Source organism: Verrucosispora sp. WMMA2121 (assembly GCF_027460185.1).
In the GTDB taxonomy this organism is placed as follows: domain Bacteria; phylum Actinomycetota; class Actinomycetes; order Mycobacteriales; family Micromonosporaceae; genus Micromonospora; species Micromonospora palythoicola.
The window spans coordinates 1-24,541 of the sequence record NZ_JAPZBH010000006.1; the positions used below are offsets into that span (position 1 = coordinate 1).

Below are 24,541 nucleotides of genomic sequence, written 5' to 3' on the forward strand. Positions count from 1 at the left end.
GCAGGCGTTCGCACCGCCGAGTTGAGCACCACCGCCCGTACGCGGCCACCCTGGACCACCTGCTGGGACCAGAGCACCGGCGCGGCCTTGACCCGGTTGGTGGTGAAGACCCCGGCGACGGCGGTGTCGGGGCCCTCGTTGACCACCAGCGCCACGTCCGGCCCACCGCTGGTCTTGAGGCCGGCGGCGACCCCGGCCGCCCGGAATCCCTCGGGAGTGGTCACGGTCATGGCGCGGTCCCCCACACGGACAGGCCCGTGGTTTCGGGCAGACCGAACATCAGGTTGGCGTTCTGCACCGCCTGGCCCGCGGCACCCTTGCCCAGGTTGTCCAGCGCGGCGACCACGATCAGCCGGCCGGAGTCGACATCGACGCCGGCCTGCAGGTGGCAGGAGTTGCCGCCCAGCGTGGCGGCGGTGTGCGGCCACCGCCCCTCGGGCAGCAGGTGCACGAACGGTTCGTCCGCGTACGCCCGCGCCAGCACCGCGCGCGGGTCGGCCTCGCCGGTCGGCAGCGCGGTGACCGTGGCCAGGATGCCGCGCGGCATGGGCGCCAGCACCGGCGTGAACGACAGCCCGGTCGCCCCGGTGGCCTGCTTGATCTCGGGTACGTGCTGGTGTGCGCCCACCTTGTAGGGCGACAGGTCGCCCATCACCTCACTGGCCAGCAGGTGAGCCTTGGCCACCCGGCCCGCACCCGAGGTGCCGGACGCGGCGACGACCACCACGTCGTCGGGTCGGGCGGCACCGGCGGCGATCAGCGGCGCCAGCGCCAGGGTGATCGTCGCCGCGTAGCAGCCGGTGCTGGCCACCCGTTCGGCGGTGGCGATCCGCGCCCGCTGGCCGGGCAGCTCGGGCAGGCCGTAGGTCCACGCGCCCGCGTGCGGGCCGCCGTAGTAACGGGCCCAGGCGTCGCCGTCGGCGAGCCGGTGGTCGGCGCCGAGATCGACGATCCGGACCCCGGCGGGCAGTCGCGCCGCCAGGGCGGCGGACTCACCGTGCGGCAGCGCGAGGAAGACCAGATCGGCCTCGGCCAGCACCTCCGGCGTGGTCCCGCCGAGGGTGATGTCCAGCCCGGTCAGCTGCGGGTGAACGGCCTCGACCGGTTGCCCGGCCTGGCTGTGCGCGGTCGCGGCGACCAGGTCGAACTCGGGGTGCCCGGCGAGCAGACGGAGCAGCTCACCACCGGCGTACCCGCTCGCCCCGGCGACCGCAGCCCGAATCCCCATACCCACCTCCGCATGAATATGCATACGAGGCTAGCAGCAACGCAACGGTCATCGCAAGTTCATGCGTGGTGATGCATTACCATGAGAAGTTGCCCACGACCTCCACGTCCGCCAGGGCCGACCCAATGCCGCTGGCGACGGGCCGTCGCCACTCACAAGGGAATGGCCTGGTCCTCCTCAGCCTCCACCATCTTCTTCAGCGCGGGCGAGTATTGATCCGCCACGGAGCGGAAGTGAACGTTCAGATTAAGCAGCCGACGCCCGATCTCGATCCAGCGGAGAATACGGCGCGCGATGTCCTGTCGCTCGTCAACCGTGAAGAAGCTTCCACGCTGCAACCACAGCGTCCCGTCCTGCACAATGGTGGCGAAGGTGTGTGGCGAGCGATCGCCCTCCTGCGAGGCCACCCGTTCAAGTTCCTTGAACGCCTCCGCAGCCTCCGCGTGCAGCACACTGTCCGCAGGGCTCTCATTGGCCCGACGCAGGCACACCATCCCCCAGGTCGTAACGACCTTGAAGTGGTCTAAGCCACCCTCGCAACCCCTCGCGGTTTCCAAGTAGGTTGCCGCCAAGTCAAGGTTCCGCTTCTCCAATTCGTAAGAACCACACTGCAACCAATAGTGGAAGTCGTCCTTGAGGTAATCGTGCAGTTCGCTGTACACCTCACGAACGGTCTTGACAGACAACCCAGACTTGATCATAACTCGATGGTTGATCAACGCTACCATAGCACGGCGCGTGGGATCATTACGATCCGTTATGCCGGAACCACGTTGCACGTAGAAAAGAAGCAACTGTTCGAAAAGCTGACGAAAATACGCCTTGTCCCCGCGGAGGGACTTCTCCATCGCCTCCGCCACTACGCGGTGTCGCGTCCTAATGTGACCAGACTCTCGCCTGACCAGCATTCGCCGCGAACTGATTAGGCCCTCGATTGCGCGGTTAACGGCAGTGTCGGGCGGACCGTCCGAAGCGATCTGAAGCAGCGCATTCTGCGGAAGCGTCAGGGAGCGATCCTCATACTGCAGCGCCTCGAACATACAAACGGTGGCATATATGTTGCGCTCCCGCTGGTCGAGTTGGTCGAACTCGCTGTTTACTCGCTGCTCGAAGCGGTAACCGGTTATCACCTCCACCATCGCTGCCATCAAATCTCGGTCACAGACTTGGCGCAGTCGCTCGATCCTGGCTGCGTGCAGCTTCAGCTTCTTGAGCTTGCCGAGCTGGCGATACGTATCGAGGCGGCGCACCAACGCGTCCAGATCCTCGTCGGTCAGCCGCAGTGGCGGCACCTGAGTCAAACCGGGTACCTCGTCTAGGAGATGCCCGCGGGTGCTCCGGATCGTCGCGGCGACGAGCACATTTCCTCGACGGCCGAGCCGGGTCATAAGTCGGGCGGCTTCGGCACCGAAGATGTCGACGTCGTCGATGAGCACGGCATCCAGGCCGAGGGCAATGCACTCTTCGAACACGTCCTGGCTAGACTTAGTCGTAGCCCGGTCTACCCACCCCACCGCTAGACCCTTCGTGTGCAGGGCCATCGCGAACTGCATCAACGTCGTCGATTTGCCGGTGCCCGACCGGTCGTTGAGCACCAGCACAGGCCGCTGGGGGACGGATGCCTCGGCCGCCTTCAGCATCGTGCTCAGTGTCGACAGCGACGCGGGAATGGCCTCTTTGACATCCCCCCAGGTCGGGTCCGTGCCCCTAAGATAGAATGGATCGCCTTCAGGTGCCGCCTCCAACAGGGCGGAGACCATCTGCACCCCCGCATTGCGGTCCTGCACAGCTCGCATACGGGCGCGTAGCTGAATGCCGCGACGGATCGGCTCACGGCTCGTACCGAGTTGGTGCCGCGCCAACTCGGTGATCCCGACCGGTAGTTGTGCAAAACCAGCGCCAGCAAGCTTCCAGGCGACTATCGGATCATTCCCCGGCGCGATCACAAACCTCGGCGGTTGTCCCGTCGCAGGACCATCCTCCCCAACAAGCGCGTCCAGGTACAGCGACATGTGCCGGCTGTTGATTTCTTTAGACACGAACACCACCGGGTGCGTGATCAGATCCGCCTTCATCTGGCGAAACCACCGCGCGCGCGATCCCCGACCCCGATCGTCGATGTCGAAGACCACCGGAGCGACAGGGGTGCCCGGGGCGATGCCGTTCATGGCCACCACCTCAAGCTCCGGACGGAGGCTGCCGGGTGCCTCTCCGTGAGCGTCGACCACCACCACGTCCGCGCCTACCTGCACGCGTTCCGCTATTGCCGCGAAGATGTTCGTTCCGGTGCAGTCGTAGATGCGGTACCACGGTGCCAGCAGCAGACGCATGGCCGTCTTGTTGATCGCCGAGCCGGTGTCGACCAGCATGCCGGCAACGGTGCGGCGGACAAGGGCTGGATCCACCTGTCGCAGCCGGTTCATGACCTCAGCGAGAGCAACCCGCCCGTCGGTCTGCGCTGGTAGGTACTCTGCTAACGCCTCGAAAAGAGCGTCAGGAGTGCTCAGTTCAGTCTCCCACTCGCCGCACGACTCGGCCTCGATCCCGGAAGTAACCACAAGGACCGCGTTGCCGGTAGCGATGGATTGATCAAGGGCTCCGAGCAGGCCGAGTAGCTCCTCGTTAGTCGTTCGCAACGGCTCGCCGCCGTCGTTAACCGAGGAGGAAGGCTGCACCTTAGGTTGTGCCGGGCTTGCCGACTCATTCGAGACCGGTGCCATCACGTCGAGGCGATGGACTCGCATCTGGTCGGTCAACCGGACGTTCCCGGCCCCGTCTCGACCTGCGATGAGAAGGCTGACCCCTGGTTGAGCCATGTTCCAACCGGCAGCGGACGTCGGTCTTGGGCGTCCGACGATCGGAAAAGCGGGAACCGGCGCAACCGGCGCGAAATTTGCCGGGGCCAACGCTGTTACGAGCGCGAAGGCGTCTACTGGCGGCTGCCCGTTCGTGTCTCTCAGGAATGCCGGCATCTGCATCGGATGAAGCGTGGCGAGATCCTCACCGGCATCGACGGCAAGCATCCGGAATGCGGTGTTAGCCACTGCCAGTCCAAGTCGTACCCCGCCCGCATCAAGTACCACCCCTACGTCGCCGGGAAGCGTGCCATCCCACCGTCCCGACTCTGGCTGGTAATGCTCGTACCATCTGATGAAGTGGGCGAAACTGTCCCGGATGACCTCTTCCACATCGGGGGTCTCGCCTGCCCAAAAGCTCTCCTGTACCTGTGGCCACCAGTCGGTCAACGACCGCACGGTCACCAGCGAGGAGGCCCGCGGCTGCCGATCATGAGGCCCGGGCGCCGCTAGTACGGCAGCCGCCGTTTGAGATGTCGCTGGTGGGGCCGGGTAGACGAGGTGCGGCCACCGCGTGATCGTCTGTCTGCTGTGGACATAACTTCAGATCTGGCGGTGGCCGCGTGCCACAGCGTAAACCCTGCCCGGTGGCGGCGGGTTCTGGCCGGGGTGTGTGATGCGTTCGCGGGTCGGTTCGGGCGGGTCGAGCCGCGGCGGGCTGCGGCGGCGTTCGTGACCGGGCTGCTGGCGGATATCGAGGTCAAGACGTGCTGGCAGTTGGCGGAGCAGGCCGGGCATGCGCGGCCGGATGCGATGCAGAGGTTGTTGTATCGGGCGGTGTGGGATGCCGACGCCGTCCGCGACGATCTGCGTGACGTGGTCGTGGCCCGGTTCGGTGACTCGGACGCGGTGCTGGTCGTTGACGAGACCGGGGATCTGAAGAAGGGCACGCATACGGTTGGGGTGCAACGCCAGTACACCGGCACCGCCGGCCGGATCGAGAACGCGCAGGTAGGGGTGTTCTGTGGCTACGCCAGCCGGCATGGGCACACACTGATCGACCGCCGGGTCTACCTGCCGGTGTCGTGGACCGATGACCGGGACAGATGCCAGGCCGCCGGAGTTCCCGACGAGGTCGTCTTCGCCACGAAGTCCGAGCTGGCCGCCGACATGATCACCGCTGCCCTCGACGCCGGCGTCCCCGCTGGGTGGGCGGCTGCGGACGAGGCCTACGGCAACAGCAGTGTCTTCCGTGCTCGCCTGCGTGAACACCACCTGGGCTACGTCCTGGCCGTGTCCCGCAGCCACCTGGTCCCTCTCGACGGCGGGAAGACTCGGGTGCGGGCTGACCGGGTCGCCGCCGGCCTGCCGGCCTCGGCGTGGCAGCGCCGCAGCGCTGGCGCCGGATCCAAGGGCCCGCGTTTCTACGACTGGGCCTGGCTCGACGACGTCTGCACCGACGCCGACCCCGACGACGGCGGCCACCACAGCCTCCTGATCCGCCGCAACACCACCACCGGTGAACTGGCCTTCTACCGCTGCTGGACACCCAGACCGGCCACCCTCGCCCAGCTCGTGAGGGTCGCCGGCATCCGCTGGACGGTCGAGGAAAGCTTCCAAGCCGCCAAGGGCCAGGTCGGCCTCGACCAACACCAAGTCCGCCGCTGGGACTCCTGGCACCGCTTCACCACCCTCGCCCTGGCCGCCCTCGCCGTCTTGGCGATCTGCGCCGCCGAAGCCGACGATGATTCCACCGACACCGGTCTGATCAAGCTGACCGTCAACGAGACCCGCCGGCTGATCAACACCCTCGTACTCCGCCCGATCCGCGACCTCGCCCACCGTCTGCGCTGGTCAGACTGGCGCCGCCGCCATCAAGCCCGAGCCCGCCAAGCCCACTACACCCGACGCCTCAACCTCGAACTCCAGCCATGATCCCGAACGGCGGCTGCCGTACTAGGACGACAGGCAGTTCCTGGAGTCCAGGCGCCTCGAGGCATTCGCGCAGAACGCGGTCGACCAGCGCGGTGAGGGTCTCAAACTCAGGCGCAGAAGCATTCGTGGTCAGGTCACCGACAAGAACGATGGAATCAAGCGAGCCACCCTCCTCGTGCAAACGCCCAATCGCGTTGACGGCCGCCTCAATGATGTCCGTGGCAACCGCTGACAGGGCGGGTTCGCCGCACAACAGCAGGATCGCCGGATCGTGCCCCAATGCCATGCTGGCTAGCCCTCCCTAGTCAGTGTCCCTGCCACCGCGCTGCGCGGGATCCGTAAGGTCACCTGCCCATCGGTGCCACAGCGAGGAACTGTGATCGCGACGTACTGGCCACCCAATGTCGTCACGTCGATGTCGCCTTCGAGGCGCTCTAATGGGGCGTTACATAGCGTGGCAAGCAACCCTTGGCCCTCCGCACCGAGAATGAGGACTCCACGCCGCGACTTGTCCGGTTGTTCCATGAGAAGTGCGGTGGTGAAGGTGAATACCGTGGCCACCAGCGCGAGCACGGATACGATATTCGCCATGCTCTGCCGCCGATCTATCTGCAGCGCCTCGCGGTCAGCACGCTTGAGGACCTCCTCGATGAGCGAACGAGCGTCACGTGCCGCTGGCGCGGCTTCAGGTCCTACCGGCACGGAAGTGGCGATCGCACGCACGTATAGGACGGCGGCAAGTAGCCACAGACCCACGGCAACGCATCCGCCGGCACGAGTTAACTGCGGGGCGTTCGCCAATGATGTCAGGGTGAAGGTCGCCACCAGTGCCCCGGCGAACACGGTGACCACCGACTGTCCCGCCTGTGCCCTGGTCCGAGCCCCACTTGCGGTACGAACTCGGTCCGGATAATAAGCATGAACGACGGCCTCTTGGACCGAGCCCAGCAACGGATCAGAGGACGGTTCCGGCATATGAAGAAGTCCCTCGTTCTTGTTCACGAAGGACTGTAGGCGGTTGCTCTACTGACGGGTTGGAAGTGTAAAAAGACCGACACAATCATAAGACAGGGAGCTCTCGGCTGCTGTTTGGCAGGCTCCCGCTATGTCTCAGGCATAGCGGGAGGCCCTTCTGAGACCTAGTGCCGTGACCACGAACGTTCACGGTGTTGGTTGACACGCCGCGCGGCCTGTCGGGCGGGCGGCGTTGTGCGGGTCAGGCTGTGGCGGTGGCAGATCTTGTACGCGTGCGGCGGCTGAGTGACCAGGAAGGTCAGCAGCTGCTCAGAATCACCCGCCGGGGAACCGGTTCTCCGATCCGACTACGGCGGGCGATGGTCGTGCTCGCCTCGGCCGGTGGGAACACGGTGCCGGCGATCGCCCGCTTGGTCCAAGCCGATGAGGACACGATCCGGCAGGTCATTCACCGGTTCAACGAGATGGGGATGGCCAGCCTGGACCCTCAGTGGGCGGGTGGCCGTCCCCGCCACATCAGTAGCGACGAAGAGCAGTTCATCGTCGAGACGGCCAACACCCGCCCCGAGAAGCTGGGGCGGCCGTTCACCCGGTGGAGCATCCGCAAGCTCGCCGACCACCTGCGCCTGCATGCCACCCGCCGGGTCCGGATCGGGCGGGAACGGTTGCGGCAGATCCTGCACCGGCACCGGATCACCTTCCAGCGGACCAAGACGTGGAAGGAGTCCACCGACCCGCAGCGCGATGCCGAACTCGCCCGGATCGAGTACGTCAGCACCCACTTCCCACAACGGGTGTTCGCCTTCGACGAGTTCGGACCCCTCGTGATCCGCCCCCAGCCCGGCGCCGGGTGGGCACCCGCAGGCCATCCGCACCGGCTGCCCGCGAACTACCACAAGCTGCACGGCGTCCGGCAGTTCCACGGCTGCTACTCCGTCGGCGACGACCAGCTCTGGGGTGTCGTCCGGCGCCGCAAGAGCGCCGCGAACACCCTGGCCGCACTCACGTCGATCCGCGCCGCCCGCCCGGACGGGGCACCGATCTACGTCATCCTGGACAACCTGTCCGCGCACAAAGGCCGCAAGATCCGGGCATGGGCGGCCCGCAACAAGGTCGAGCTCTGCTTCACCCCGACCTACGCCTCCTGGGCCAACCCGATCGAAGCCCAGTTCGGGCCGCTACGCACCTTCGTCATCGCCGGCTCCAACCACCCGAACCACCCGGCGCTGACTCGAAAGCTGCAGACCTACCTGCGCTGGCGCAACGCCAACGCCCGCCACCCCGACGTCCTGGCCGCCCAACGCCGCGAACGAGCCCGCATCCGCAGCGAACGCCAACAACGCTGGGGCCAACCCGCCGCCCTCGCAGCCTGACCCAACACCGCGAACCTTCGTGGTCAAGGCACTAGAGGCGGCCCTCGGCGACCGCGTCGGTCACCCAGGGGATGACCTCGTCGAGCATCTCATCCAGGGATGTGGTGGCGGTGAAGCCGAGCACCTCATGGGCCTTCGTGGTGTCCGGCACCCGCTTCTGTACGTCATGCTGGAAGGGGTCGTCGCTGACGTACCGGAACGGCACGTCCGGTCCCTTGATCTTGCGCCAGATCAGCTCGGCCAACTCCAGCACGGTGGTCGACTCAGCGGTGGAGAGGTTGAAGTCCTCGTTGGCCGCCGCCGGATGCTCGATGGCCAGCGCGATGCCCCGGGCCAGGTCCCCGCCGTAGGTGTAGTGCCGCACCTGGTCGCCCTCGCCGAGGATGTGCAGCGGATCCTGCCCCTTGACGATCTTCTGCACCAGATCGGGCACCACGTGCGACATGGCCAGCTTGACGTTGCCGGAGAGCACCTCGGCCTGGCCCAGCGCCCGCCCCTCCCCCACGCCGACGCAGTTGAACGGCCGCACGATCGTGTAGGGCAACCGGTACTGGTCCCAGGCCGCGCGGGCGTAGTACTCCACGGCCAGCTTCTGGAAGCCGTACGAGGACAGCGGCGGCGGGACACGTCGCTCGTCGCCTTCCCGGCTGGGCCAGTGCTCGGTGGACTCGAACACCATCGAGGAGGAGAGGTAGGTGACCTTGGACAGCCGGCCGTCGCGGTGGGCTCGGATCGCCGCGTCACAGGTCGCCGCCATGATCCGCTCGTTGGTGGCGAGCAGGTCGTAGGCGTACGCGTGGAAGTAGGAGATCCCGCCGATCATCGCCGCCCCGGCGACCAGGTGGTCGCAGCCGTCGAGCAGCCCGGTCAGCAGCTCGGTGTCGCGGGCGTCCCCCTCCACGAACCGGAACCGGGGGTTCCCCTCGTGGCTCTGGGCGACCGGACCGTACTTCGAGAAGTTGTCGACACCCACCACCTCGTGGCCGCGGTCCAGCAGCTCCGCGACGAGATAGCCGCCGATGAAGCCGGCCGAACCGGTTACCAGGATCTTCGCCACGAACGCTCCTATGCCGTCTTCTCGTACTCGGTGCCACGCGGAGCCGGCACGGCCGCCGTCCGCACCCGGGCGGTCAACTTCTCCCGGCTCAGCCGTCGACCGTAGGCGAACAGGTACCAGCGCAGGTAGCCGGGGAGGAAGCGGCCCAGGTCGAAGTGGGACTCGCCGAGCGGACGGTCCAGCCAGATGGTCGGAATCTCCGCCACCGGCAGGCGCAGCCGGGTGGCCTTCGCGGTCAGTTCCAGCCCGATCTCGAAGCCGGTCCGCGACTCGATGCCGACCTCCCGGACGAACGCCGTGTCGTACGCCTTGAAGCTGTTGGTGGCGTCGCGGGTGCCGGCCCGGGCGAAGGTGTAAAGACTTCGTCCCGCCCAGCGGGACATCATCCGCTTGAGCCTCGGCCCGCCGACCTGCTGACCACCCGGCATGTACCGGGAGGCCGCGGCGACCACCACCCCCCGGTCCACCAACCGGGCCAACTCGTCGATCTGCCGGGGATCGTCACACCCGTCGGCCATCGTCACCACCGCGACCGGTGCCAGGGCCGCGTCGATGCCGAACCGGATCGCGTTGGCCGGGCCCCGGCCGTAGGTGTTGAGCACCGCCCGGACCCTGGGGTCGGTACGCGCGATCCGTTCGACGTACGGGACCGTGGTGTCCTCGGGCATGTCGTGCACGATCAGCACCTCGGCGGGCAGCATCAGTTCACGCAGCATCCGCTCCAGGCAGCGGATGATCGCCTCGCCCTCGTTGTAGACCGGCACGATCACCGAGACCCGGGGATTCATCACACCCGTACCCCCTGCCCGGTCAGACCCCACATGTCGATCACCGGTTTGTCGGTGTCCAGGCGGGCGTACTGCTCATGCGGTGCGGCGATGACCAGCAGGTCGGCCCGGCGCAACACCTCGTCCAGGTCGACGAAGCGGTCGTCGGCCACGTACGGGTCGGTGCAGAGCGTCTCCCGGGTCTTCAACGCCAGGATCTTGCGCAGCTTGTACGCCAGGCTCTCCCGGGGGTCGTCGCTGCCGCCCTTGAAGGCCATGCCGAGGATGCCCACCGTCGAGGTGGCCAGGTCGAACCGGTCTTCCAGGCGGGACACCAGATACAGCGGCAACCCCTCGTTGATCAGCATCGCCGAGTGGCCGAGCACGAAGTTGTTCCGGTTGAACGCGGCCAGTTGCATGGTGTCCTTGAACAGGCACGGCCCGGCGGCGAAACCGGGCATCGGCAGATCGGCCGCACGCGGGTAGTCGTACGCCACTGCGTGCCGGATCCGGGCGAAGTCCAGCCCGAAGTCGTTCGCCATCATCCAGAACTGGTTCGCGGTGGCGAACTTGATGTACCGCCAGGTGTTGGTGAACAGCTTCGCCAGCTCGGCCTCCTCGGGTTCGAGCGGGACGATCTGGTCGGTCAGGTGCCGGAACAGCTCTTCCGCCCGCGCCAGCGCCTCCGGGGTCCGCGCGGCGACGATCTGCGGCAGCGTGAACAGCTCGGTCATCGCCCGGCCCTCGGCGATCCGTTCCGGGCAGAACGCCACGTCCGCGCGCAGGCCCTTGCCGGCCAGCAACTTCTCGGTCAGCGCGGTGACCCCGGGGTAGACGGTGCTGCGCAGCACGATCAACTGACCGTCGCGCAGGTGTTCGGCGCAGCGTTCCAACGCGCGGGGCACAGCACCGAGATCCGGGTTGAGGTGCTCGTCGACCGGCGTACCGACCACGACGACCAGGTGGTCCGAGATCCCGACGGCAGCGGGGTCGGTGGTGGCGCGCAACCGGCCGGCCGCCACCGCCTCGGCCAGCGGATCGGCCGCGCCGGGCTCGGCGAAGGGGAGGGTGGCCGCGTTGACGCCCGCGACAGCCTCGGCGTTGATGTCGTACAGCACGACGGACAGCCCGCGGGCGGCGAAGGCGATGCCCAGCGGCAGGCCCACCCGGCCACAACCACCGACGATGCAGACGTCGACCGAGGCGGGCGGATCATCGGACATGAGGGGGCTCCCGTGGGGGTGGCGGGTGTGATCCCAGGGTCGTCGGGATACAGCAGGCTAACCCCTCAGACGTGACTCGCGGGTAACCAAACAGCCACCGGTGTTGACCTTTCGGTCGATCCCGCACCTACCCCCTTGCCGCCGTCACCGACCGCACACCGCTCCCACTCCCGCAGTGAGCAAGGGCCCCTTCCCCGCACGAGGCGTCGGGAAGGGGCCCTTGCCCGCCGCTCAGGCGCCGCGGAGGGCGGCGCCGCAGCGTTCGGCGGCGCGGGCGACGGCGGCGTCGCGGGCGGCCACCGCCTCCTCGACCGTCAACGTGCGGTTCGGAGCCCGGAAGGTCAACTTGTAGGCCAGTGACTTGCGTCCGGTGCCGAGCTGCTCCGAGGCGTACACGTCGAACAGGCTGACCGACTCCAGCAGCTCGCCGGCACCCTCGACGAGTGCCTGCCGGACCTGCGCCGCCGGTACCGACTCGGCCACCACCAGCGCCACGTCGATCAGCGCCGGCGGGTAGCCGGAGACAGCGGGCGCGGCCGTCACCGCAGGTGCCGGCAGAGCGTCCAGGTCCAGCTCCATGGCGCAGGTCCGCCTCGGCAGTTCGAGCGTCGCCACGACCTGCGGGTGCAGCTCACCGGCGTGGCCGACGACCGCACCGTCGACCAGCAGCGCCGCGCAGCGGCCCGGGTGCCAGGGGGCGTACTCGGCCGAGCGCACCTCGACCTGCCGGTCCGGTATCCCGGCGGCGGCGAGCACCGCGCGGCCCGCCTCGACGGCGTCCGCCCAGCCGGCCGCCCGCCCGCCGCCCCACCAGCCGGCCGGCTCGATCTCACCGGTCAGCACGACGGCGACGTGCCGGGGCTGGTGCGGAACCACCGCGTCGGCGGCGGCGAACTCCGCGTCGGTAGGACGCCGGTCCACGCCCATCGGCGGCGGGCTGCCGGCATCCACCCGAGGCTGGAAGACCGTGCCGATCTCGTAGAGGGACAGGTCCCGCAGGCCACGGCCGAGGTTGCGCCGGACGATGCCGAGCAGCGGGCCGAGCAGCGTGGTGCGCAGCAGCGGCTCCTCCTCCGACAGCGGGTTGGCCAGCCGCACCGCCCGGCGGCGCGGGTCGTCGGCGGGCAGGCCGAGCTGGTCGGCCAGCTCGGTGGCGACGAACGGGTGCGCCAGTACCTCGACGTAGCCGCGCTCGGCCAGGGAACGGGACACCGCCCGGTGGCGTCGCTGCTGCCAGGTCAGGCCCCGGCCGGGCGGCGCGGTCGGCAGCACCGACGGCACCTTGTCGTACCCGTCGAGGCGGACCACCTCCTCGACCAGGTCCGCCGGATCGGTCAGGTCGGGCCGCCAGGTCGGCGGGGTGACGCTCAGCGCCTCGCCGTCTCCGGCGGCCACCCCCACCGAGCCCGGTTCCTCGGCCAGCCGGTCGGTGCCGCGCGCCACGGTGCAGCCGACCTGCTCCAGCAGCGCGACCACCCGGGCCGGCGGGTAGTCCACACCGACCCGCCGGCTGGGCAGGTCCGCCGGCAGGGTGACCGGGGTACGCGGCCGGACGTGGTTGATGTCCAGCACCTCCTCGCCGGCGGTGCCGCCCGCGTACGAGGTGAGCAGCCCGACCGCCCGGTCCAGGGCGACCAGCGGCAGCGCCGGGTCGACCCCGCGCTCCCAACGCTTCGCCGCCTCGCTGAACAGCTTGTGCCGGCGCGCGGTGCGACCCACCATCGCCGGGTCCCAGTGCGCGGCCTCGAAGAGCACGTTGACGGTGCCCGGCAGCACCTCGCTGGTCTCGCCGCCCATCACGGCGGCCAGTGAGATCGGCATGCCGTCACCCTCGGCGGCGACCGGGTTCGGCAGCCCGGCGTCGCAGATGACCATGTCCTCGGGGGCGAGGGCGCGGGTCACCCCGTCGAGCGTGGTCAGTTTCTCCCCCGGTACCGCCCGGCGCACCACCAGCGGGCCGGCGATCCGGTCGGCGTCGAAGGCGTGCATCGGCTGGCCGAGTTCGAGCATCACGTAGTTGGTGATGTCCACCGGCAACGAGATGCTGCGGATGCCGGCGATGGTCAGCCGTTGCCGCATCCAGTCCGGGGTCTGCGCCGCCGGGTCGACGCCGCGCACCATCCGGGCCGCGAACCGGTCGCAGCCGACCGGGTCGCGCACCTCGACCGGGTACGCCGGCTCGGCCGTGCCGGGCGTCGCGGGCATCCGGCCCCGGTCGGAGTAGTCGAGGCCGAGGCCGTGCGCCAGTTCGCGGGCGAGCCCGCGCAGTGACATCTGGTAGCCCCGGTCCGGGGTGATCTCCACCTCGACGATGACGTCGTCGAGGCCGACCACCGGACGGGCGTCGTCGCCGGGCGCCGCCACCACGTGCTCGGGCAGCACCAGGATGCCGGAGTGGTCGTCGCCCAGGCCCAGTTCCCGGGCCGAGCAGATCATGCCGCTGGAGTTGCGCCCGTACGTGCGGCGGGCACCGATGGCGAAGCCACCCGGCAGCACGCCGCCGGGCAGGATCACCACCACCCGGTCACCCGGGGCGAAGTTGCGGGCACCGCAGACGATTTCCTGCGGCTCACCGGTGCCGTTGGCGGCGCCCACGTTCACCAGGCAGAACCGGATCGGCTTCTTGAAGCCGGTCAGCTCCTCGATCTCCAGGACCTCGCCGACCACCAGTTGCCCGGTGACCGTGCCGGACAGGTCCACGATGGACTCGACCTCGATGCCGAGGTCGACCAGGGCCCGCTCCAGCTCGTCGACGGGCAGGTCGGGTACGTCGACGTACTCCCGCAGCCAACTGAGAGAAACTCGCATTATGGGTAACCACCGTCTCCGTAACTCGCGCCCGCACTAAGCCCCGTGGCCGAACGCCCGGGTGAACCGGACGTCGCCCTCGACCAGGTCCCGCATGTCGCCCACTCCGTGCCGGAACATCACCGTCCGGTCGATGCCCATGCCGAAGGCGAAGCCGGAGTAGACCTCCGGGTCGATGCCGCAGGCCCGCAGCACCCGCGGGTTGACCATGCCGCAGCCACCCCACTCGACCCACTGCGGGCCCTTGCGGTGCTCCGGGAACCACACGTCGAACTCCGCCGACGGCTCGGTGAACGGAAAGTAGTGCGGCCGGAACCGGGTCTTCGCCCCCGCGCCGAACATCGCCCGGGCGAAGTGGTCGAGGGTGCCCCGCAGGTGCGCCATCGTGATGCCCTTGTCCACCACCAGACCCTCCACCTGGTAGAAGACCGGGGAATGGGTGGCGTCCAACTCGTCGGTGCGGTAGACCCGGCCGGGCACCACCACGTAGATCGGCGGTTTGCGGCTGAGCATGGTGCGTGCCTGCACCGGTGAGGTGTGCGTACGCAGCACCAGACCGGAACCCTCCGGTGCGATGTGGAAGGTGTCCATCAGCCCCCGCGCCGGGTGGTCGGCGGGGATGTTCAGCGCGTCGAAGTTGGTCCACTCCAGCTCGACCTCGGGGCCCTCGGCCACCTCGTAGCCCATCCCGATGAACAGGTCGCTGATCTGCTCCATCAGCAGCGTGATCGGGTGTCGGGAGCCACGCGGGCGCCGGTCGTACGGCAACGTCACGTCGACTCGTTCGGCGACCAGGACCCGCTCGGCCTGCTCGCGCTCCAGCACCTCGGCCCGGGCGGCGTGCGCCTGCTCGATGGCCCGGCGGGCCTCGTTGACCCGCTTGCCGGCGTCGGCCTTGGCGGCCGGCGGCAGCGCGCCGATCTCGCGACGGGCCAGCGAGACCGGGGCCCGGTCGCCCAGGTGCGCCGGGCGCACCGCGGCCAGCGCGTCCGGGTCACCGGCGGCGGCGAACGCCTTCTCGGCCTCGGTCACGGCCTCGGCCAGCGCGGCCGGGTCCAGCAGGGCGACCTGCTTCGGGTCGTACGGATCGTTGCGGTAAGTCATGGCGTACGGGCACTCCCTCACGACGGCGCCGGCCCTCGCGGGCGGCTAGGCGAGTCTACGGACGCGCGGCTGTGCCGCAGCCCGCCGGTGGGAGTCGTGTGGAGAGCAGGTCAGGCCCGCCGCCCGCCGACACCGGCGGGCTGGCTAAACGAACGCCGTGGTGCGTTCACCATGGGGGCCGCGTCTCCTCCGTCATGCGCGCCTGACCTCGGGTCAGCGCTGTGCTCTGGCCGAAGCGTACAGGCAGACGGCCGCCGCCGCAGCCAGGTTGAGGCTCTCGGCCCGCCCGTGCAGCGGCACCCGGACCCGGGCGTCGGCGGCCTCGGCCAGGTCGACGGGCAGGCCGTGCGCCTCGGAGCCGAACAGCCAGGCGGTCGGTGCCGCCAGCCGGCCGGCGTCGACCAGCTCGTCGAGGTCAGATTCGCCGTGGCCGGTGGCGGCGAGCACCGTCAGTCCGGCGGCCCGGGCGGCGGTGAGCGTTGCGGCCGGGTCGCGTTCGCGTACCACGTCGACGTGGAAGAGGCTGCCGGCCGACGACCGGACGCACTTGCCGTTGTACGGGTCGACGGCGTCACCCGCGAAGATCACCGCGGTGGCGCCGGCCGCGTCGGCGGTCCGCAGCACGGTGCCGGCGTTGCCCGGGTCACGGATGCCGGCGAGCACGGCCACCAGCCGGGGGACGCGTGACAACGCGACCTCCAGGGACACGTCGAGGTGCCGGCAGACGGCGACCAGCCCCTGCGGGGCGACGGTCTCGGCGAGCGCGGCCAAGGCCTCGTCGGTCACCTCGGAGACGGGCACGTCGCCGCCGGCGGCGCTCGCCGCCAGATCGGCGTACCGGTCGAGGGCGGCCGGGGTGCCGAACAGCTCCAGCACGGTGCGGGGTCGGCTCAGCGCCTCCCGGACCGCCTGCGGTCCCTCGGCGAGGAACCGACCCGCGGCCTCGCGGTCGCGGCGACGCTGGAGTCGGCGCGCGGCCACCACCCGGGGCGTACGCGGTGTGAAGAGCATGGTCTCGGCCGCACGCGCGAGGCGTCCCCCGTTGCCGAGGGACGCCTCGCTGCGCTGCGTGGGACTCAGGCGGCCTGGGCGGGCGCGCCGCCGGTGCCCTCGGCCTGCACGGCGGCCCGGGCCAGCTCGACGATCGCCGCGAACGCGGCGGCGTCGTTGACGGCCAGGTCAGCCAGGATCTTGCGGTCGACCTCGATGCCGGCCAGGCGCAGGCCCTGGATCAGCCGGTTGTAGGTCATCCCGTTGGCGCGGGCACCCGCGTTGATCCGCTGGATCCACAGCTGCCGGAAGTCGCCCTTGCGGTCGCGACGGTCCCGGTAGGCGTACTGCATCGAGTGCAGCACCTGCTCCTTGGCCTTGCGGTACAGCCGGGAGCGCTGACCGCGGTATCCGCTCGCGGTCTCCAGCAGGGTACGGCGCTTCTTCTGGGCGTTAACAGCCCGCTTGACGCGTGCCATCTCAACTCCTTCTTGGATTCAGGTGGCGCGCGTCAGCGGCCGAGCAGCTTCTTGATGCGCTTGACGTCAGCCTTGGCCACCTCGACCACGCCCGTCAGCCGGCGGGTGCGGGTGGAGGGCTTCTTCTCGAGGTTGTGACGCAGACCGGCCTGCTGCTTCGTGATCTTGCCCTTGCCGGTCACGCGGACCCGCTTGCCCATCCCCGTGTGGCTCTTCATCTTCGGCATGTGGAACGTCTTCTCCCCTGTTACTGACCGCTGGTGTCAGCGGTCGTGCCGGTCTCACCGGCTGCTGCGCTCTCACTGGTCACCGCAGGTTCGGCGGCCGCGGCGGTGGCGGGCTCCTCCGCGGTCCGCTCCCGGGGTCCACCGCGGGACGCCGTGGCGGCGACCGCGGAGGCCTTAACGGCCCGGTGCGGAGCGAGAACCATGATCATGTTTCGGCCGTCCTGCTTCGGAGCGGACTCCACGTATCCCAGTTCCGTGATCTCGGACTCGAGCCGGCGCAGGAGCCGGTAGCCCAGCTCCGGGCGGCTCTGCTCGCGACCGCGGAACATGATCGTCACCTTGACCTTGTCACCGGCCTTCAGGAACCGCACCACGTGACCCTTCTTGGTCTCGTAGTCGTGCGGATCGATCTTCGGCCGGAGCTTCATCTCCTTGATGACGGTCTGCTGCTGGTTACGCCGCGCTTCGCGCGCCTTCAGTGCGCTCTCGTACTTGAACTTGCCGAAGTCCATGAGCTTGCACACCGGCGGGCGCGCCATCGGCGCAACCTCGACCAGGTCCAGATCGACGTCCGCGGCCAGCTGAAGGGCGCGCTCCAGCGGGACGATGCCCACCTGCTCACCCTCGGGGCCGACCAGTCGGACCTCACGTGCCCGGATCTGCTCGTTCACGCGTGGTTCGACGCTGATGGGGCCTCCTCGAGTCGGATCTTCATGCGTGGCCGACCCGGCGGCTCCCGGTGGGAGCCGGCCCGGAAAGTAGAAGGCCCCGGCGTATGCCAGGGCCCGCTCGACCGGTCGGCACGATCACAGGATCGCGCATCCGGCGCCGGGACGTGCCCGGAACCGGTGACCGGACCCGGACGCCACAGGCGGCGACTCGGGTGGGAGCAGGCGCTCCGCTTTCACGGCCGTCCTAACGGTTAGGACAGCCTGGTCGACTCGACAACACTACACCCTCGGCCAGCGGCTCCTCAAACCGGGCGCCGGCCCGCTGCCCGCTCAGCGAGCGCGGTCAGGTGCGCCTGGTGCAGGCGGCGCAGGGCGCGTACCCCGTCGACGGCGAGCTGCTTGTCGGCGGCCTGGAGGGCGACCACCGGCAGCAGGTCGTCGTCGTAGAGCTCCAGCGCCGCCCAGGGTGCCCCACGGTCGAACCGGACGCCGCGGACGACCTCCCAGGGCAGCTCGTACGAGCCGATGATGTTGCGGACCCGCACCCCCCGCACGTCCGCCTCGACCCGGGGTCGGGTGAACAGCAGGGTGCCCAGGGCGAACATGATCCCGAGCCCGATCATGGCCAACTGGTCGCCGCGCTGGAAGGTGCCGTACCCGTTACCGGTGGGGCCGGTGAGGGTGGTGGCGACCAGGGCGAAGACCACGACCAGCAGGATGGCCGACACCCAGCAGACCAGCCGGATTCGCCGGGGCCGCACCCGGACCACGTCGGTGTCACTCACCCCACCAGTCTGCCATCCGGTCGTACCCGGGCGGCCGCCGCCACACAGCGACGTACCGGCCCACCCACCGGTCACAGCCGGCAGGCGTGGATGTTGGTGACCAGGATCGCGCGGGCGCCCAGTTCGTAGAGTTCGTCCATGATCCGGTGCACGTCGTCGCGGAGCACCATCGCCTGCACCGCCACCCAGCCCTCCCGGTGCAACGGGGAGACCGTCGGCGACTCGATACCCGGGGTGAGCGAGCTGGCCCGGTCCAGCAGCCCGGCCGGCACGTCGTAGGCGAGCATCACGTAGCGGCGGGCCACCAGCACCCCGTGCAGCCGGCGCATCAGCTGCTCGGCCTGCGGGTGCGCCGCCGCGCCGGTGCGGCGGACCAGCACCGCCGAGGACTTCAGCAGGGGCTCACCGAAGACCACCAGACCGGCCTGACGCAGCGTGGCTCCGGTCTCGACCACGTCGGCGACCACGTCGGCGACACCCAGCCGGATGGCGTTCTCCACCGCACCGTCGAGCCGGATGACGTCGGCCTTGACGCCCAGCTCGGCGAGGTGCCGCTCGACCAGCCCCGGGTACGCGGTGGCGATCCGGTGCCCGCCCAGCTCCCGTACGTCGTCGACGTCGTCCGGACGGGCGGCGAACCGGAAGGTGGCCCGCCCGAAGTTCAGGTCGACCACCTCCTCGGCCGGCGCACCGGAGTCGATGAGCAGGTCCCGGCCGGTGATGCCGACGTCCAGGTCACCGGAGCCGACGTAGGTCGCGATGTCCTTCGGGCGCAGGTAGAAGAATTCGATGTCGTTCGCCTGGTCACGGCAGACCAGGTCCTTGGTGTCGGTGCGCTGGCGGTAGCCCGCCTCACGCAGCATCTGGGCGGCCGAATCGGCCAGCGCGCCCTTGTTGGGTACGGCGACACGCAGCATGACGGGAGTGCTCCTTCGATCGGGTCTCTGGTCGACGGCGGGGGCACTCACAGATGTCGGTAGACGTCCTTCAGGTCCAGACCACTGGCGAGCATCAGCACCTGGACCTGGTAGAGCAGCTGGGAGATCTCCTCCGCGGTGCGCTCGGGCCCCTCGTGCTCGGCGGCCATCCACGACTCGGCGGCCTCCTCGACGACCTTCTTGCCGATGAAGTGCACGCCCTTCTCCAGTGCGGCGACCGTGCCCGAGCCGGGGGTGCCGGCCGCGGCCTTGGCCTGCAACTCCGCGAACAACTCCTCGAACGTCTTCACGGAGACGGATTCTCGCAGTCGCCGAGGGTCGCCCCGAGCACCGGGTCGGTGGTGACCGGTGGACGGGACCGGCGCACCTGGCGGAGCGGTGGGACAACCCTTCGATCCTCGCCTATGTTGGTCGTACGCTGTCCGCCATGGTCACCACCCCGCGTACCCTCGCCTTCGCCTCCGCGGCGGCCGTCCTGCTCGCGGCCAGCGCCTGCACGCCGCAGGCCCAGCCCGCGCCCATGCCGACCGTGTCGATGGCGTGCGCCAAGGACAGCCTGCCCACCCAGTCGCCGGGCACCCTCACCGTCGCCACCGGCGAGCCGGCCGAGGCGCCGTGGTTCGTCGACGACCAGCCGGCCAACGGCAAGGGTTTCGAGTCCGCCGTCGCCTACGCGGTGGCGGAGCAGCTCGGCTACGCCCGCGACGACGTCACCTGGACCCGGGTGCCGTCCGACGCCGCCGTCGCCGCCGGGCCGAAGACCTTCGACTTCGGCATCGACAGGTACCCGATGACCGATGAGCACCGGCAGGCGGTCGACTTCTCCGCGCCGTACTACCTGGTCCGGCAGGCGGTGGTCGCGCTGGAGTCCTCCAAGATCGCCGACCGGAGGGCGCTGACCGAGCTGCGGGACGCCCGGCTCGGCGCCCGGACCGGCACGGCCGGCTACCAGGCCATCACCGATCTGGTCCGGCCGAAATCCGAACCGAGGACCTACAAGTCCGACGACGAGGCCACGAAGGCGCTGCGCGGCGGGCGGATCGACGGCCTGGTGGTGGACCTGCCCACCGCGTTCGACCTCACCGGCGGGGAGATCGACGACGCGGTGGTCGTCGGACAACTGCCCCAGGTGGGCAGCCCGGAGGCGTTCGGACTGCTGCTGGCAAAGGACTCGCCGCTGGCCGGCTGCGTCAGCGCGGCGGTCGGGCAACTCGCCGCCGAGGGCGTCCTCGAACAACTCGAACAACAGTGGCTCACCCAGGCCGCCAAGGCCCCCGACCTCACCTGACTCGGCCCTCCCCCGCCCTCCACCTCAAGTGTTGATCAAGAAGTTTTCGTCGCCCGAGCACGGTTTCTTGACGCGAACTTCTTGATCAACCGGGCAGGGGGTGGGGGTCAGGAGGTGAAGCCGACGCGCTGATTGGCGGAGGTGGCGACCTGGCGGATGGCCAGGGCGGCGTCGAGGGCGGCCACCGTCGACGACCAGCCCTTGTCCTCGGCGGAGTCGGGCAGGCCGGCGCGGTCGCGGGCCTGCTCGATGGTGTCCACGGTCAGCACGCCGTGGGCGACCGGCTTGCCCTCGTCCAGGGCGACCCGGGTCAGCCCGTCGGTGACCGACCGGCAGACGTAGTCGAAGTGGGCGGTGGCACCGCGCACCACCACGCCGAGGGCGACCACCACGTCGCAGCGCCGCGCCAGCGCCTGCGCCACCACCGGTAGTTCCACCGAGCCGGCCACCCGGGCCACCACCGCCCGGGCGCCGCACGCCTGCGCGGCGGCCACCGCCCGGTCGAGCATGTGGTCGGTCAGGTCACCGTGCCATTTTGCGGCGACCACACCGACGGTCATCCCGGCCGCGTCGACCGGAGCCGAACCCGGCTCCCCGAAACCCGCCATCTCGCCTACGCTCCGATCTCTGTGCCCGGCACCGTACGCCCCATCGGCGCTTCGGCGGCCTCGTCCAGCTGGTCCAGCAGGTGCCCCATCCGGTCCCGCTTGGTCCGCAGGTACCGTACGTTCTCCGGGTGCGGGCGCACCGGCAGCCCCTCGCGGCCGGTGATGGTCAGGCCGTAGCCCTCCAGCCCCGCCCGCTTGGCCGGGTTGTTGGTCAGCAGTCGCATCGAGCGCACCCCGAGGTCGTAGAGGATCTGCGCGCCGGTGCCGTAGTCGCGCGCGTCGGCCGGCAGCCCCAGGTCGAGGTTCGCGTCCACCGTGTCCCGGCCCTGGTCCTGCAACTGGTACGCCTGGAGCTTGTGCAGCAGCCCGATGCCGCGCCCCTCGTGGCCCCGCACGTAGAGCACCACGCCCCGTCCCTCGCGAGCCACCCGGTCCAGGGCGGCGTTGAGCTGCGGGCCGCAGTCACAGCGCACCGACGAGAAGACGTCACCGGTCAGGCACTCCGAGTGCACCCGGACCAGCACGTCGCGGCCGTCGCCGAGGTCGCCCATCACCAACGCCACGTGCTCGGCCGAGTCGTACTCGCTGCGGTAGCCCAGCGCCCGGAACACTCCGTGCTCGGTGGGCATCCGGGCGTCGGCGACCAGCTCGACCTGCTTCTCGGTACGCCGCCGGTAGGCGATCAGATCCGCGATGGTGACCAGGGTCAGCGAGTGCTCGGCGCAGAACTTCTCCAGGTCCGGCAGCCGCATCATGGTGCCGTCGTCGTTGACCAGTTCGCAGAGCACCCCGGCCGGGCGCAGCCCGGCCAGCCGGGTCAGGTCGACGGCCGCCTCGGTGTGCCCGGGACGGCGCAGCACCCCACCCGGACGGGCCCGCAGCGGCACCACGTGCCCGGGACGGGCCAGGTCCGTCGATCCGGTGGCCGGGTCGGCGAGCAGCCGGATGGTGTGCGCCCGGTCGGCCGCCGAGATGCCGGTGGTCACCCCCTCCCGCGCGTCGACGGTCACCGTGTACGCGGTCTGCCGCCGGTCCTGGTTGGTGTGGTGCATGGGCGGCAGGTCGAGCCGGTCGCACTCGCTCTCGGTGAGCGGTACGCAGATGAAGCCCGAGGTGTGCCGCACCGTGAAGGCCAGCAGTTCCGGGGTGGCCAGCTCGGCCGCGAAGATCAGGTCGCCCTCGTTCTCCCGGTCGGCGTCGTCGACCACCACGACCGGGCGGCCGGCGGCGATCTCGGCCAGGGCCTGCTCGATGTCGGCGAAGGTCATGCCGGCACCTCCGCCCCGTCGGCCGCGCGAGCGCCCAGCAGCCGCTCGACGTACTTGCCCAGCACGTCCACCTCCAGGTTGACCGGATCACCGACGGACCGGCTGCCGAGGGTGGTCGCCGACAGGGTGGTGGGGATCAGGCCGACGGTGAACCAGTCGTCGCCCACCTCGGCGACGGTCAGCGAAACCCCGTCGACGGTGATCGAGCCCTTCTCCACCACGTAGCGGGACAGCGCGGCGGGCAACCGGAACCGGACCGTCTCCCAGCGCGCCGCCGGCTCGCGGGAGAGCACCTCGCCCACGCCGTCCACGTGCCCCTGCACCAGGTGACCGCCGAGGCGGCCGCCCAGCGCGGCGGCCCGCTCCAGGTTGACCCGGTCGCCGGTACCCAGCGCGCCCAGCGCCGAGCGGCGCAGCGTCTCGCCCATCACGTCGGCGGTGAACACCCCGCCGTCGACCTCGACGACGGTCAGGCAGACGCCGTTGACCGCGATCGAGTCGCCGTGCCGTGCGTCGGAGGTGACCAGTGGGCCACGGACCGCTACCAGGGTCGAGTCCTCCGCCGTCGGGGTCATCCCGACGACCTCGCCCAGTTCCTCGACGATGCCGGTGAACATGCCTAGCCCTCCCTCTTCCGGGGCAGCGCGGTGATCCGCAGGTCGGGACCGACCTGCGTAACGTCGGTGAGTTCCAGGTCGATCGCCTCGGCGATGGTGCTCACACCCGCGTCGACGAGCGCGGCTGGCCCGGCGCCGAGCAGCCGGGGTGCGAGGTAGCCGACCACCCGGTCGACCAGGCCAGCGGCGAGGAACGCCCCGGCGAGCCGGGGGCCGCCCTCCAGCAGCACCGCCCGTATCCCCCGGGTGTGCAGGGCGGCGAGCAGCGCCGGCAGGTCCACCCCGCCGTCCGGGCCGGTGCCCACCTCGGCGGCGGTGGCCACCCAGGTGCGGGCGGCGCCGTCGCGGACCCGGGCGTCGTCCGGGGTACGCCCGGCCGAGTCGACCACCACGCGCAGCGGCTGCCGGATGGCCAGACTGCCGTCGCGCAGGTTGCGCACGGTGAGCCGGGGATCGTCGGCGAGGACCGTGCCGACGCCGACGACCACCGCGTCGACGGTGGCGCGCAGCGCGTGCACGTCCATCCGGGCAGCCTCGGAGGTGATCCACATGCTGGTGCCGTCGGCCGCCGCGGAACGACCGTCGAGGGTCGCCGCGTACTTCCAGATCACGTACGGCCAGCCTCGGCGCATGGCGGTCAGCCAGGCCACGTTGCCGGCCTCCGCCTCGGCCTCGCGGACGCCGACGTCGACCCGGATGCCGGCGGACTGCAACGTGGCCGCGCCGCCGGTGGCGACCGGGTTGGGATCCGGCACCGCGATGACGACCCGGGCCACCCCCGCCTGGACCAGCGCGGTGCTACAGGGGCTGGTGCGGCCGACGTGGTCGCAGGGTTCCAGGGTGACCACCGCCGTGCCACCCTTGGCCCGCTTGCCGGCCTGGGCCAGCGCGACGATCTCCGCGTGCGGTCCCCCGGCGTACGCGTGGAAGCCCTCGCCGACCACCTCACCGTCGGCGTCGAGCAGCACGCAGCCGACGACGGGATTGGGACTTGTGGTGCCGAGCCCGCGCGCCGCGAGTTCGATCGCCCGACGCATCGCCTCGTCCACGGAGACGCTCGCCATCGCCTGCCGTTGCCCTCTCGCTCGTACGCGCGGGCGGGGAGTTCGGCCAGGTGGCCACGGGCAGGCGGAGTCCGGGTACGGCACAGCCGCCCCGGTCGGGACGCGCGCACGCCGGAGCCCGGCGAGCCACACGGCCCCCTTCCGTCCCGCGCGCTGTCTCCCATCCGGACTGTCTGGGCGCGGACGAGCCGCCCCCAACCGTCGGCCCCGGATTCTCACCAGGTCCACCGGGCGGACGAACCGCTCCCGGGTCGCGGGCTTACCACGGTCGGACCGTGGATCACCGCCGGTTCGGAATTACACCGAGTCCCGCCAGCGCGTGGTGGGTACTGAGCAAAGTC

Annotated in this window: 23 protein-coding genes, 1 pseudogene and 1 riboswitch; of the genes and pseudogenes, 3 read left to right on the forward strand and 21 right to left on the reverse strand. The window is 70.1% G+C overall.

Annotation, left to right across the window (positions count from 1 at the left end):
* The 3 genes and pseudogenes from O7605_RS08935 to O7605_RS08945 form a co-directional block, all read right to left on the reverse strand.
* A pseudogene (locus O7605_RS08935) lies at positions 1-230 on the reverse strand (bifunctional ornithine acetyltransferase/N-acetylglutamate synthase); the annotation flags it as partial.
* Positions 227-1,228, reverse strand: a complete 1,002-nt coding sequence (gene argC / locus O7605_RS08940; protein ID WP_269737348.1) for an N-acetyl-gamma-glutamyl-phosphate reductase — start codon at positions 1,226-1,228, stop codon at positions 227-229. The gene argC and the pseudogene O7605_RS08935, both read right to left, overlap by 4 nt.
* A gap of 152 nt (positions 1,229-1,380) precedes the next feature.
* The gene (locus O7605_RS08945) at positions 1,381-4,473 is read right to left on the reverse strand and encodes a P-loop NTPase (RefSeq protein WP_269738767.1); all 3,093 of its coding nucleotides are present in this window, start codon (positions 4,471-4,473) and stop codon (positions 1,381-1,383) included.
* Between the two features lie 165 nt (positions 4,474-4,638).
* On the opposite strand from O7605_RS08945, the gene O7605_RS08950 reads away from it, so the two are divergent.
* Positions 4,639-5,958, forward strand: a complete 1,320-nt coding sequence (locus tag O7605_RS08950; RefSeq protein ID WP_443083905.1) for an IS701 family transposase — start codon at positions 4,639-4,641, stop codon at positions 5,956-5,958.
* On the opposite strand, the gene O7605_RS08955 is transcribed toward O7605_RS08950, so the two are convergent.
* Both O7605_RS08955 and O7605_RS08960 read right to left on the reverse strand, forming a co-directional pair.
* On the reverse strand, positions 5,936-6,244 hold the full coding sequence (locus O7605_RS08955) for a hypothetical protein (protein ID WP_269738768.1): 309 nt from the start codon (positions 6,242-6,244) through the stop codon (positions 5,936-5,938). The two genes, O7605_RS08950 and O7605_RS08955, sit on opposite strands and share 23 nt — an antisense overlap.
* 5 nt (positions 6,245-6,249) lie before the next feature.
* Positions 6,250-6,960: a hypothetical protein gene (locus tag O7605_RS08960; protein WP_269737346.1), complete on the reverse strand. Its 711-nt coding sequence runs from the start codon at positions 6,958-6,960 to the stop codon at positions 6,250-6,252.
* Between the two features lie 227 nt (positions 6,961-7,187).
* On the opposite strand from O7605_RS08960, the gene O7605_RS08965 reads away from it, so the two are divergent.
* Complete coding sequence (locus tag O7605_RS08965; RefSeq protein ID WP_269737345.1) at positions 7,188-8,306, forward strand: IS630 family transposase; 1,119 nt, start codon at positions 7,188-7,190, stop codon at positions 8,304-8,306.
* 31 nt (positions 8,307-8,337) lie between these two features.
* On the opposite strand, the gene O7605_RS08970 is transcribed toward O7605_RS08965, so the two are convergent.
* The 12 genes from O7605_RS08970 to O7605_RS09025 all read right to left on the reverse strand — a co-directional run bounded on the left by O7605_RS08970 (position 8,338) and on the right by O7605_RS09025 (position 19,645).
* The gene (locus O7605_RS08970; protein ID WP_269737344.1) at positions 8,338-9,363 is read right to left on the reverse strand and encodes an NAD-dependent epimerase/dehydratase family protein; all 1,026 of its coding nucleotides are present in this window, start codon (positions 9,361-9,363) and stop codon (positions 8,338-8,340) included.
* A gap of 8 nt (positions 9,364-9,371) precedes the next feature.
* Positions 9,372-10,151, reverse strand: a complete 780-nt coding sequence (locus tag O7605_RS08975) for a glycosyltransferase family 2 protein (RefSeq protein WP_164445141.1) — start codon at positions 10,149-10,151, stop codon at positions 9,372-9,374.
* Positions 10,151-11,353, reverse strand: coding sequence for a nucleotide sugar dehydrogenase (locus tag O7605_RS08980; RefSeq protein WP_269737343.1), 1,203 nt, complete (start codon positions 11,351-11,353; stop codon positions 10,151-10,153). The genes O7605_RS08975 and O7605_RS08980 overlap by 1 nt, the downstream gene beginning before the upstream one ends.
* Positions 11,354-11,584: 231 nt before the next feature.
* Positions 11,585-14,161, reverse strand: coding sequence for a phenylalanine--tRNA ligase subunit beta (pheT, locus tag O7605_RS08985; RefSeq protein ID WP_269737342.1), 2,577 nt, complete (start codon positions 14,159-14,161; stop codon positions 11,585-11,587).
* 36 nt (positions 14,162-14,197) lie between these two features.
* Complete coding sequence (pheS, locus tag O7605_RS08990) at positions 14,198-15,265, reverse strand: phenylalanine--tRNA ligase subunit alpha (protein WP_269737341.1); 1,068 nt, start codon at positions 15,263-15,265, stop codon at positions 14,198-14,200.
* 213 nt (positions 15,266-15,478) lie between these two features.
* Positions 15,479-16,276, reverse strand: a complete 798-nt coding sequence (locus tag O7605_RS08995) for a TrmH family RNA methyltransferase (RefSeq protein ID WP_269737340.1) — start codon at positions 16,274-16,276, stop codon at positions 15,479-15,481.
* Positions 16,277-16,341: 65 nt separating this feature from the next.
* Positions 16,342-16,734, reverse strand: coding sequence for a 50S ribosomal protein L20 (gene rplT / locus O7605_RS09000; RefSeq protein WP_093404272.1), 393 nt, complete (start codon positions 16,732-16,734; stop codon positions 16,342-16,344).
* 32 nt (positions 16,735-16,766) lie between these two features.
* Entirely contained in the window at positions 16,767-16,961 is a 195-nt protein-coding gene (rpmI, locus tag O7605_RS09005; protein ID WP_093404274.1) for a 50S ribosomal protein L35, read from the reverse strand.
* 20 nt (positions 16,962-16,981) lie between these two features.
* The gene (infC, locus tag O7605_RS09010) at positions 16,982-17,632 is read right to left on the reverse strand and encodes a translation initiation factor IF-3 (protein WP_269737339.1); all 651 of its coding nucleotides are present in this window, start codon (positions 17,630-17,632) and stop codon (positions 16,982-16,984) included.
* Positions 17,633-17,934: 302 nt separating this feature from the next.
* Positions 17,935-18,417: a PH domain-containing protein gene (locus tag O7605_RS09015; protein WP_269737338.1), complete on the reverse strand. Its 483-nt coding sequence runs from the start codon at positions 18,415-18,417 to the stop codon at positions 17,935-17,937.
* Between the two features lie 71 nt (positions 18,418-18,488).
* A complete protein-coding gene (hisG, locus tag O7605_RS09020; RefSeq protein ID WP_269737337.1) occupies positions 18,489-19,334 on the reverse strand; it encodes an ATP phosphoribosyltransferase in 846 nt (281 codons plus the stop codon).
* 47 nt (positions 19,335-19,381) lie between these two features.
* Positions 19,382-19,645 carry a phosphoribosyl-ATP diphosphatase gene (locus O7605_RS09025; protein ID WP_088947482.1) on the reverse strand — a complete coding sequence of 88 codons (264 nt, stop codon included), beginning with the start codon at positions 19,643-19,645 and terminating at the stop codon, positions 19,382-19,384.
* Positions 19,646-19,782: 137 nt separating this feature from the next.
* Here O7605_RS09025 and O7605_RS09030 point away from each other — a divergent pair, with 137 nt between their 5' ends.
* Positions 19,783-20,643 carry an ABC transporter substrate-binding protein gene (locus O7605_RS09030; protein ID WP_269737336.1) on the forward strand — a complete coding sequence of 287 codons (861 nt, stop codon included), beginning with the start codon at positions 19,783-19,785 and terminating at the stop codon, positions 20,641-20,643.
* A 107-nt stretch (positions 20,644-20,750) separates the two neighbouring features.
* Here the strand turns inward: O7605_RS09030 and ribH are convergent, their stop codons facing one another.
* From ribH to ribD, 4 genes are read right to left on the reverse strand one after another with little or no spacing between them, the layout of a single operon-like run.
* Positions 20,751-21,251 (reverse strand): 6,7-dimethyl-8-ribityllumazine synthase, encoded by a 501-nt coding sequence (gene ribH / locus O7605_RS09035; RefSeq protein WP_269737335.1) that lies wholly within the window; start codon positions 21,249-21,251, stop codon positions 20,751-20,753.
* A 5-nt stretch (positions 21,252-21,256) separates the two neighbouring features.
* Complete coding sequence (locus O7605_RS09040) at positions 21,257-22,519, reverse strand: bifunctional 3,4-dihydroxy-2-butanone-4-phosphate synthase/GTP cyclohydrolase II (RefSeq protein ID WP_269737334.1); 1,263 nt, start codon at positions 22,517-22,519, stop codon at positions 21,257-21,259.
* Positions 22,516-23,136 carry a riboflavin synthase gene (locus O7605_RS09045; RefSeq protein ID WP_269737333.1) on the reverse strand — a complete coding sequence of 207 codons (621 nt, stop codon included), beginning with the start codon at positions 23,134-23,136 and terminating at the stop codon, positions 22,516-22,518. The genes O7605_RS09040 and O7605_RS09045 overlap by 4 nt, the downstream gene beginning before the upstream one ends.
* Before the next feature lie 2 nt (positions 23,137-23,138).
* Positions 23,139-24,200, reverse strand: a complete 1,062-nt coding sequence (gene ribD, locus O7605_RS09050) for a bifunctional diaminohydroxyphosphoribosylaminopyrimidine deaminase/5-amino-6-(5-phosphoribosylamino)uracil reductase RibD (RefSeq protein ID WP_269737332.1) — start codon at positions 24,198-24,200, stop codon at positions 23,139-23,141.
* 148 nt (positions 24,201-24,348) lie between these two features.
* A riboswitch (FMN riboswitch) is annotated at positions 24,349-24,521 on the reverse strand.
* Between the last annotated feature and the right edge of the window lie 20 nt (positions 24,522-24,541).

Excerpts from the sequence above, each read along its gene's own strand:
- O7605_RS09045 (WP_269737333.1), bottom strand. The coding sequence starts at position 23,136 with ATGTTCACCGGCATCGTCGAGGAACTGGGCGAGGTCGTCGGGATGACC.
- O7605_RS08955 (WP_269738768.1), bottom strand. The coding sequence starts at position 6,244 with ATGGCATTGGGGCACGATCCGGCGATCCTGCTGTTGTGCGGCGAACCC.
- rplT (WP_093404272.1), bottom strand. The coding sequence starts at position 16,734 with ATGGCACGCGTCAAGCGGGCTGTTAACGCCCAGAAGAAGCGCCGTACC.
- O7605_RS08975 (WP_164445141.1), bottom strand. The coding sequence starts at position 10,151 with ATGAATCCCCGGGTCTCGGTGATCGTGCCGGTCTACAACGAGGGCGAG.
- O7605_RS08995 (WP_269737340.1), bottom strand. The coding sequence starts at position 16,276 with ATGCTCTTCACACCGCGTACGCCCCGGGTGGTGGCCGCGCGCCGACTC.
- ribD (WP_269737332.1), bottom strand. The coding sequence starts at position 24,200 with ATGGCGAGCGTCTCCGTGGACGAGGCGATGCGTCGGGCGATCGAACTC.
- hisG (WP_269737337.1), bottom strand. The coding sequence starts at position 19,334 with ATGCTGCGTGTCGCCGTACCCAACAAGGGCGCGCTGGCCGATTCGGCC.
- pheS (WP_269737341.1), bottom strand. The coding sequence starts at position 15,265 with ATGACTTACCGCAACGATCCGTACGACCCGAAGCAGGTCGCCCTGCTG.
- argC (WP_269737348.1), bottom strand. The coding sequence starts at position 1,228 with ATGGGGATTCGGGCTGCGGTCGCCGGGGCGAGCGGGTACGCCGGTGGT.
- O7605_RS09030 (WP_269737336.1), top strand. The coding sequence starts at position 19,783 with ATGGTCACCACCCCGCGTACCCTCGCCTTCGCCTCCGCGGCGGCCGTC.
- ribH (WP_269737335.1), bottom strand. The coding sequence starts at position 21,251 with ATGGCGGGTTTCGGGGAGCCGGGTTCGGCTCCGGTCGACGCGGCCGGG.
- O7605_RS09040 (WP_269737334.1), bottom strand. The coding sequence starts at position 22,519 with ATGACCTTCGCCGACATCGAGCAGGCCCTGGCCGAGATCGCCGCCGGC.
- rpmI (WP_093404274.1), bottom strand. The coding sequence starts at position 16,961 with ATGCCGAAGATGAAGAGCCACACGGGGATGGGCAAGCGGGTCCGCGTG.
- pheT (WP_269737342.1), bottom strand. The coding sequence starts at position 14,161 with ATGCGAGTTTCTCTCAGTTGGCTGCGGGAGTACGTCGACGTACCCGAC.
- O7605_RS08980 (WP_269737343.1), bottom strand. The coding sequence starts at position 11,353 with ATGTCCGATGATCCGCCCGCCTCGGTCGACGTCTGCATCGTCGGTGGT.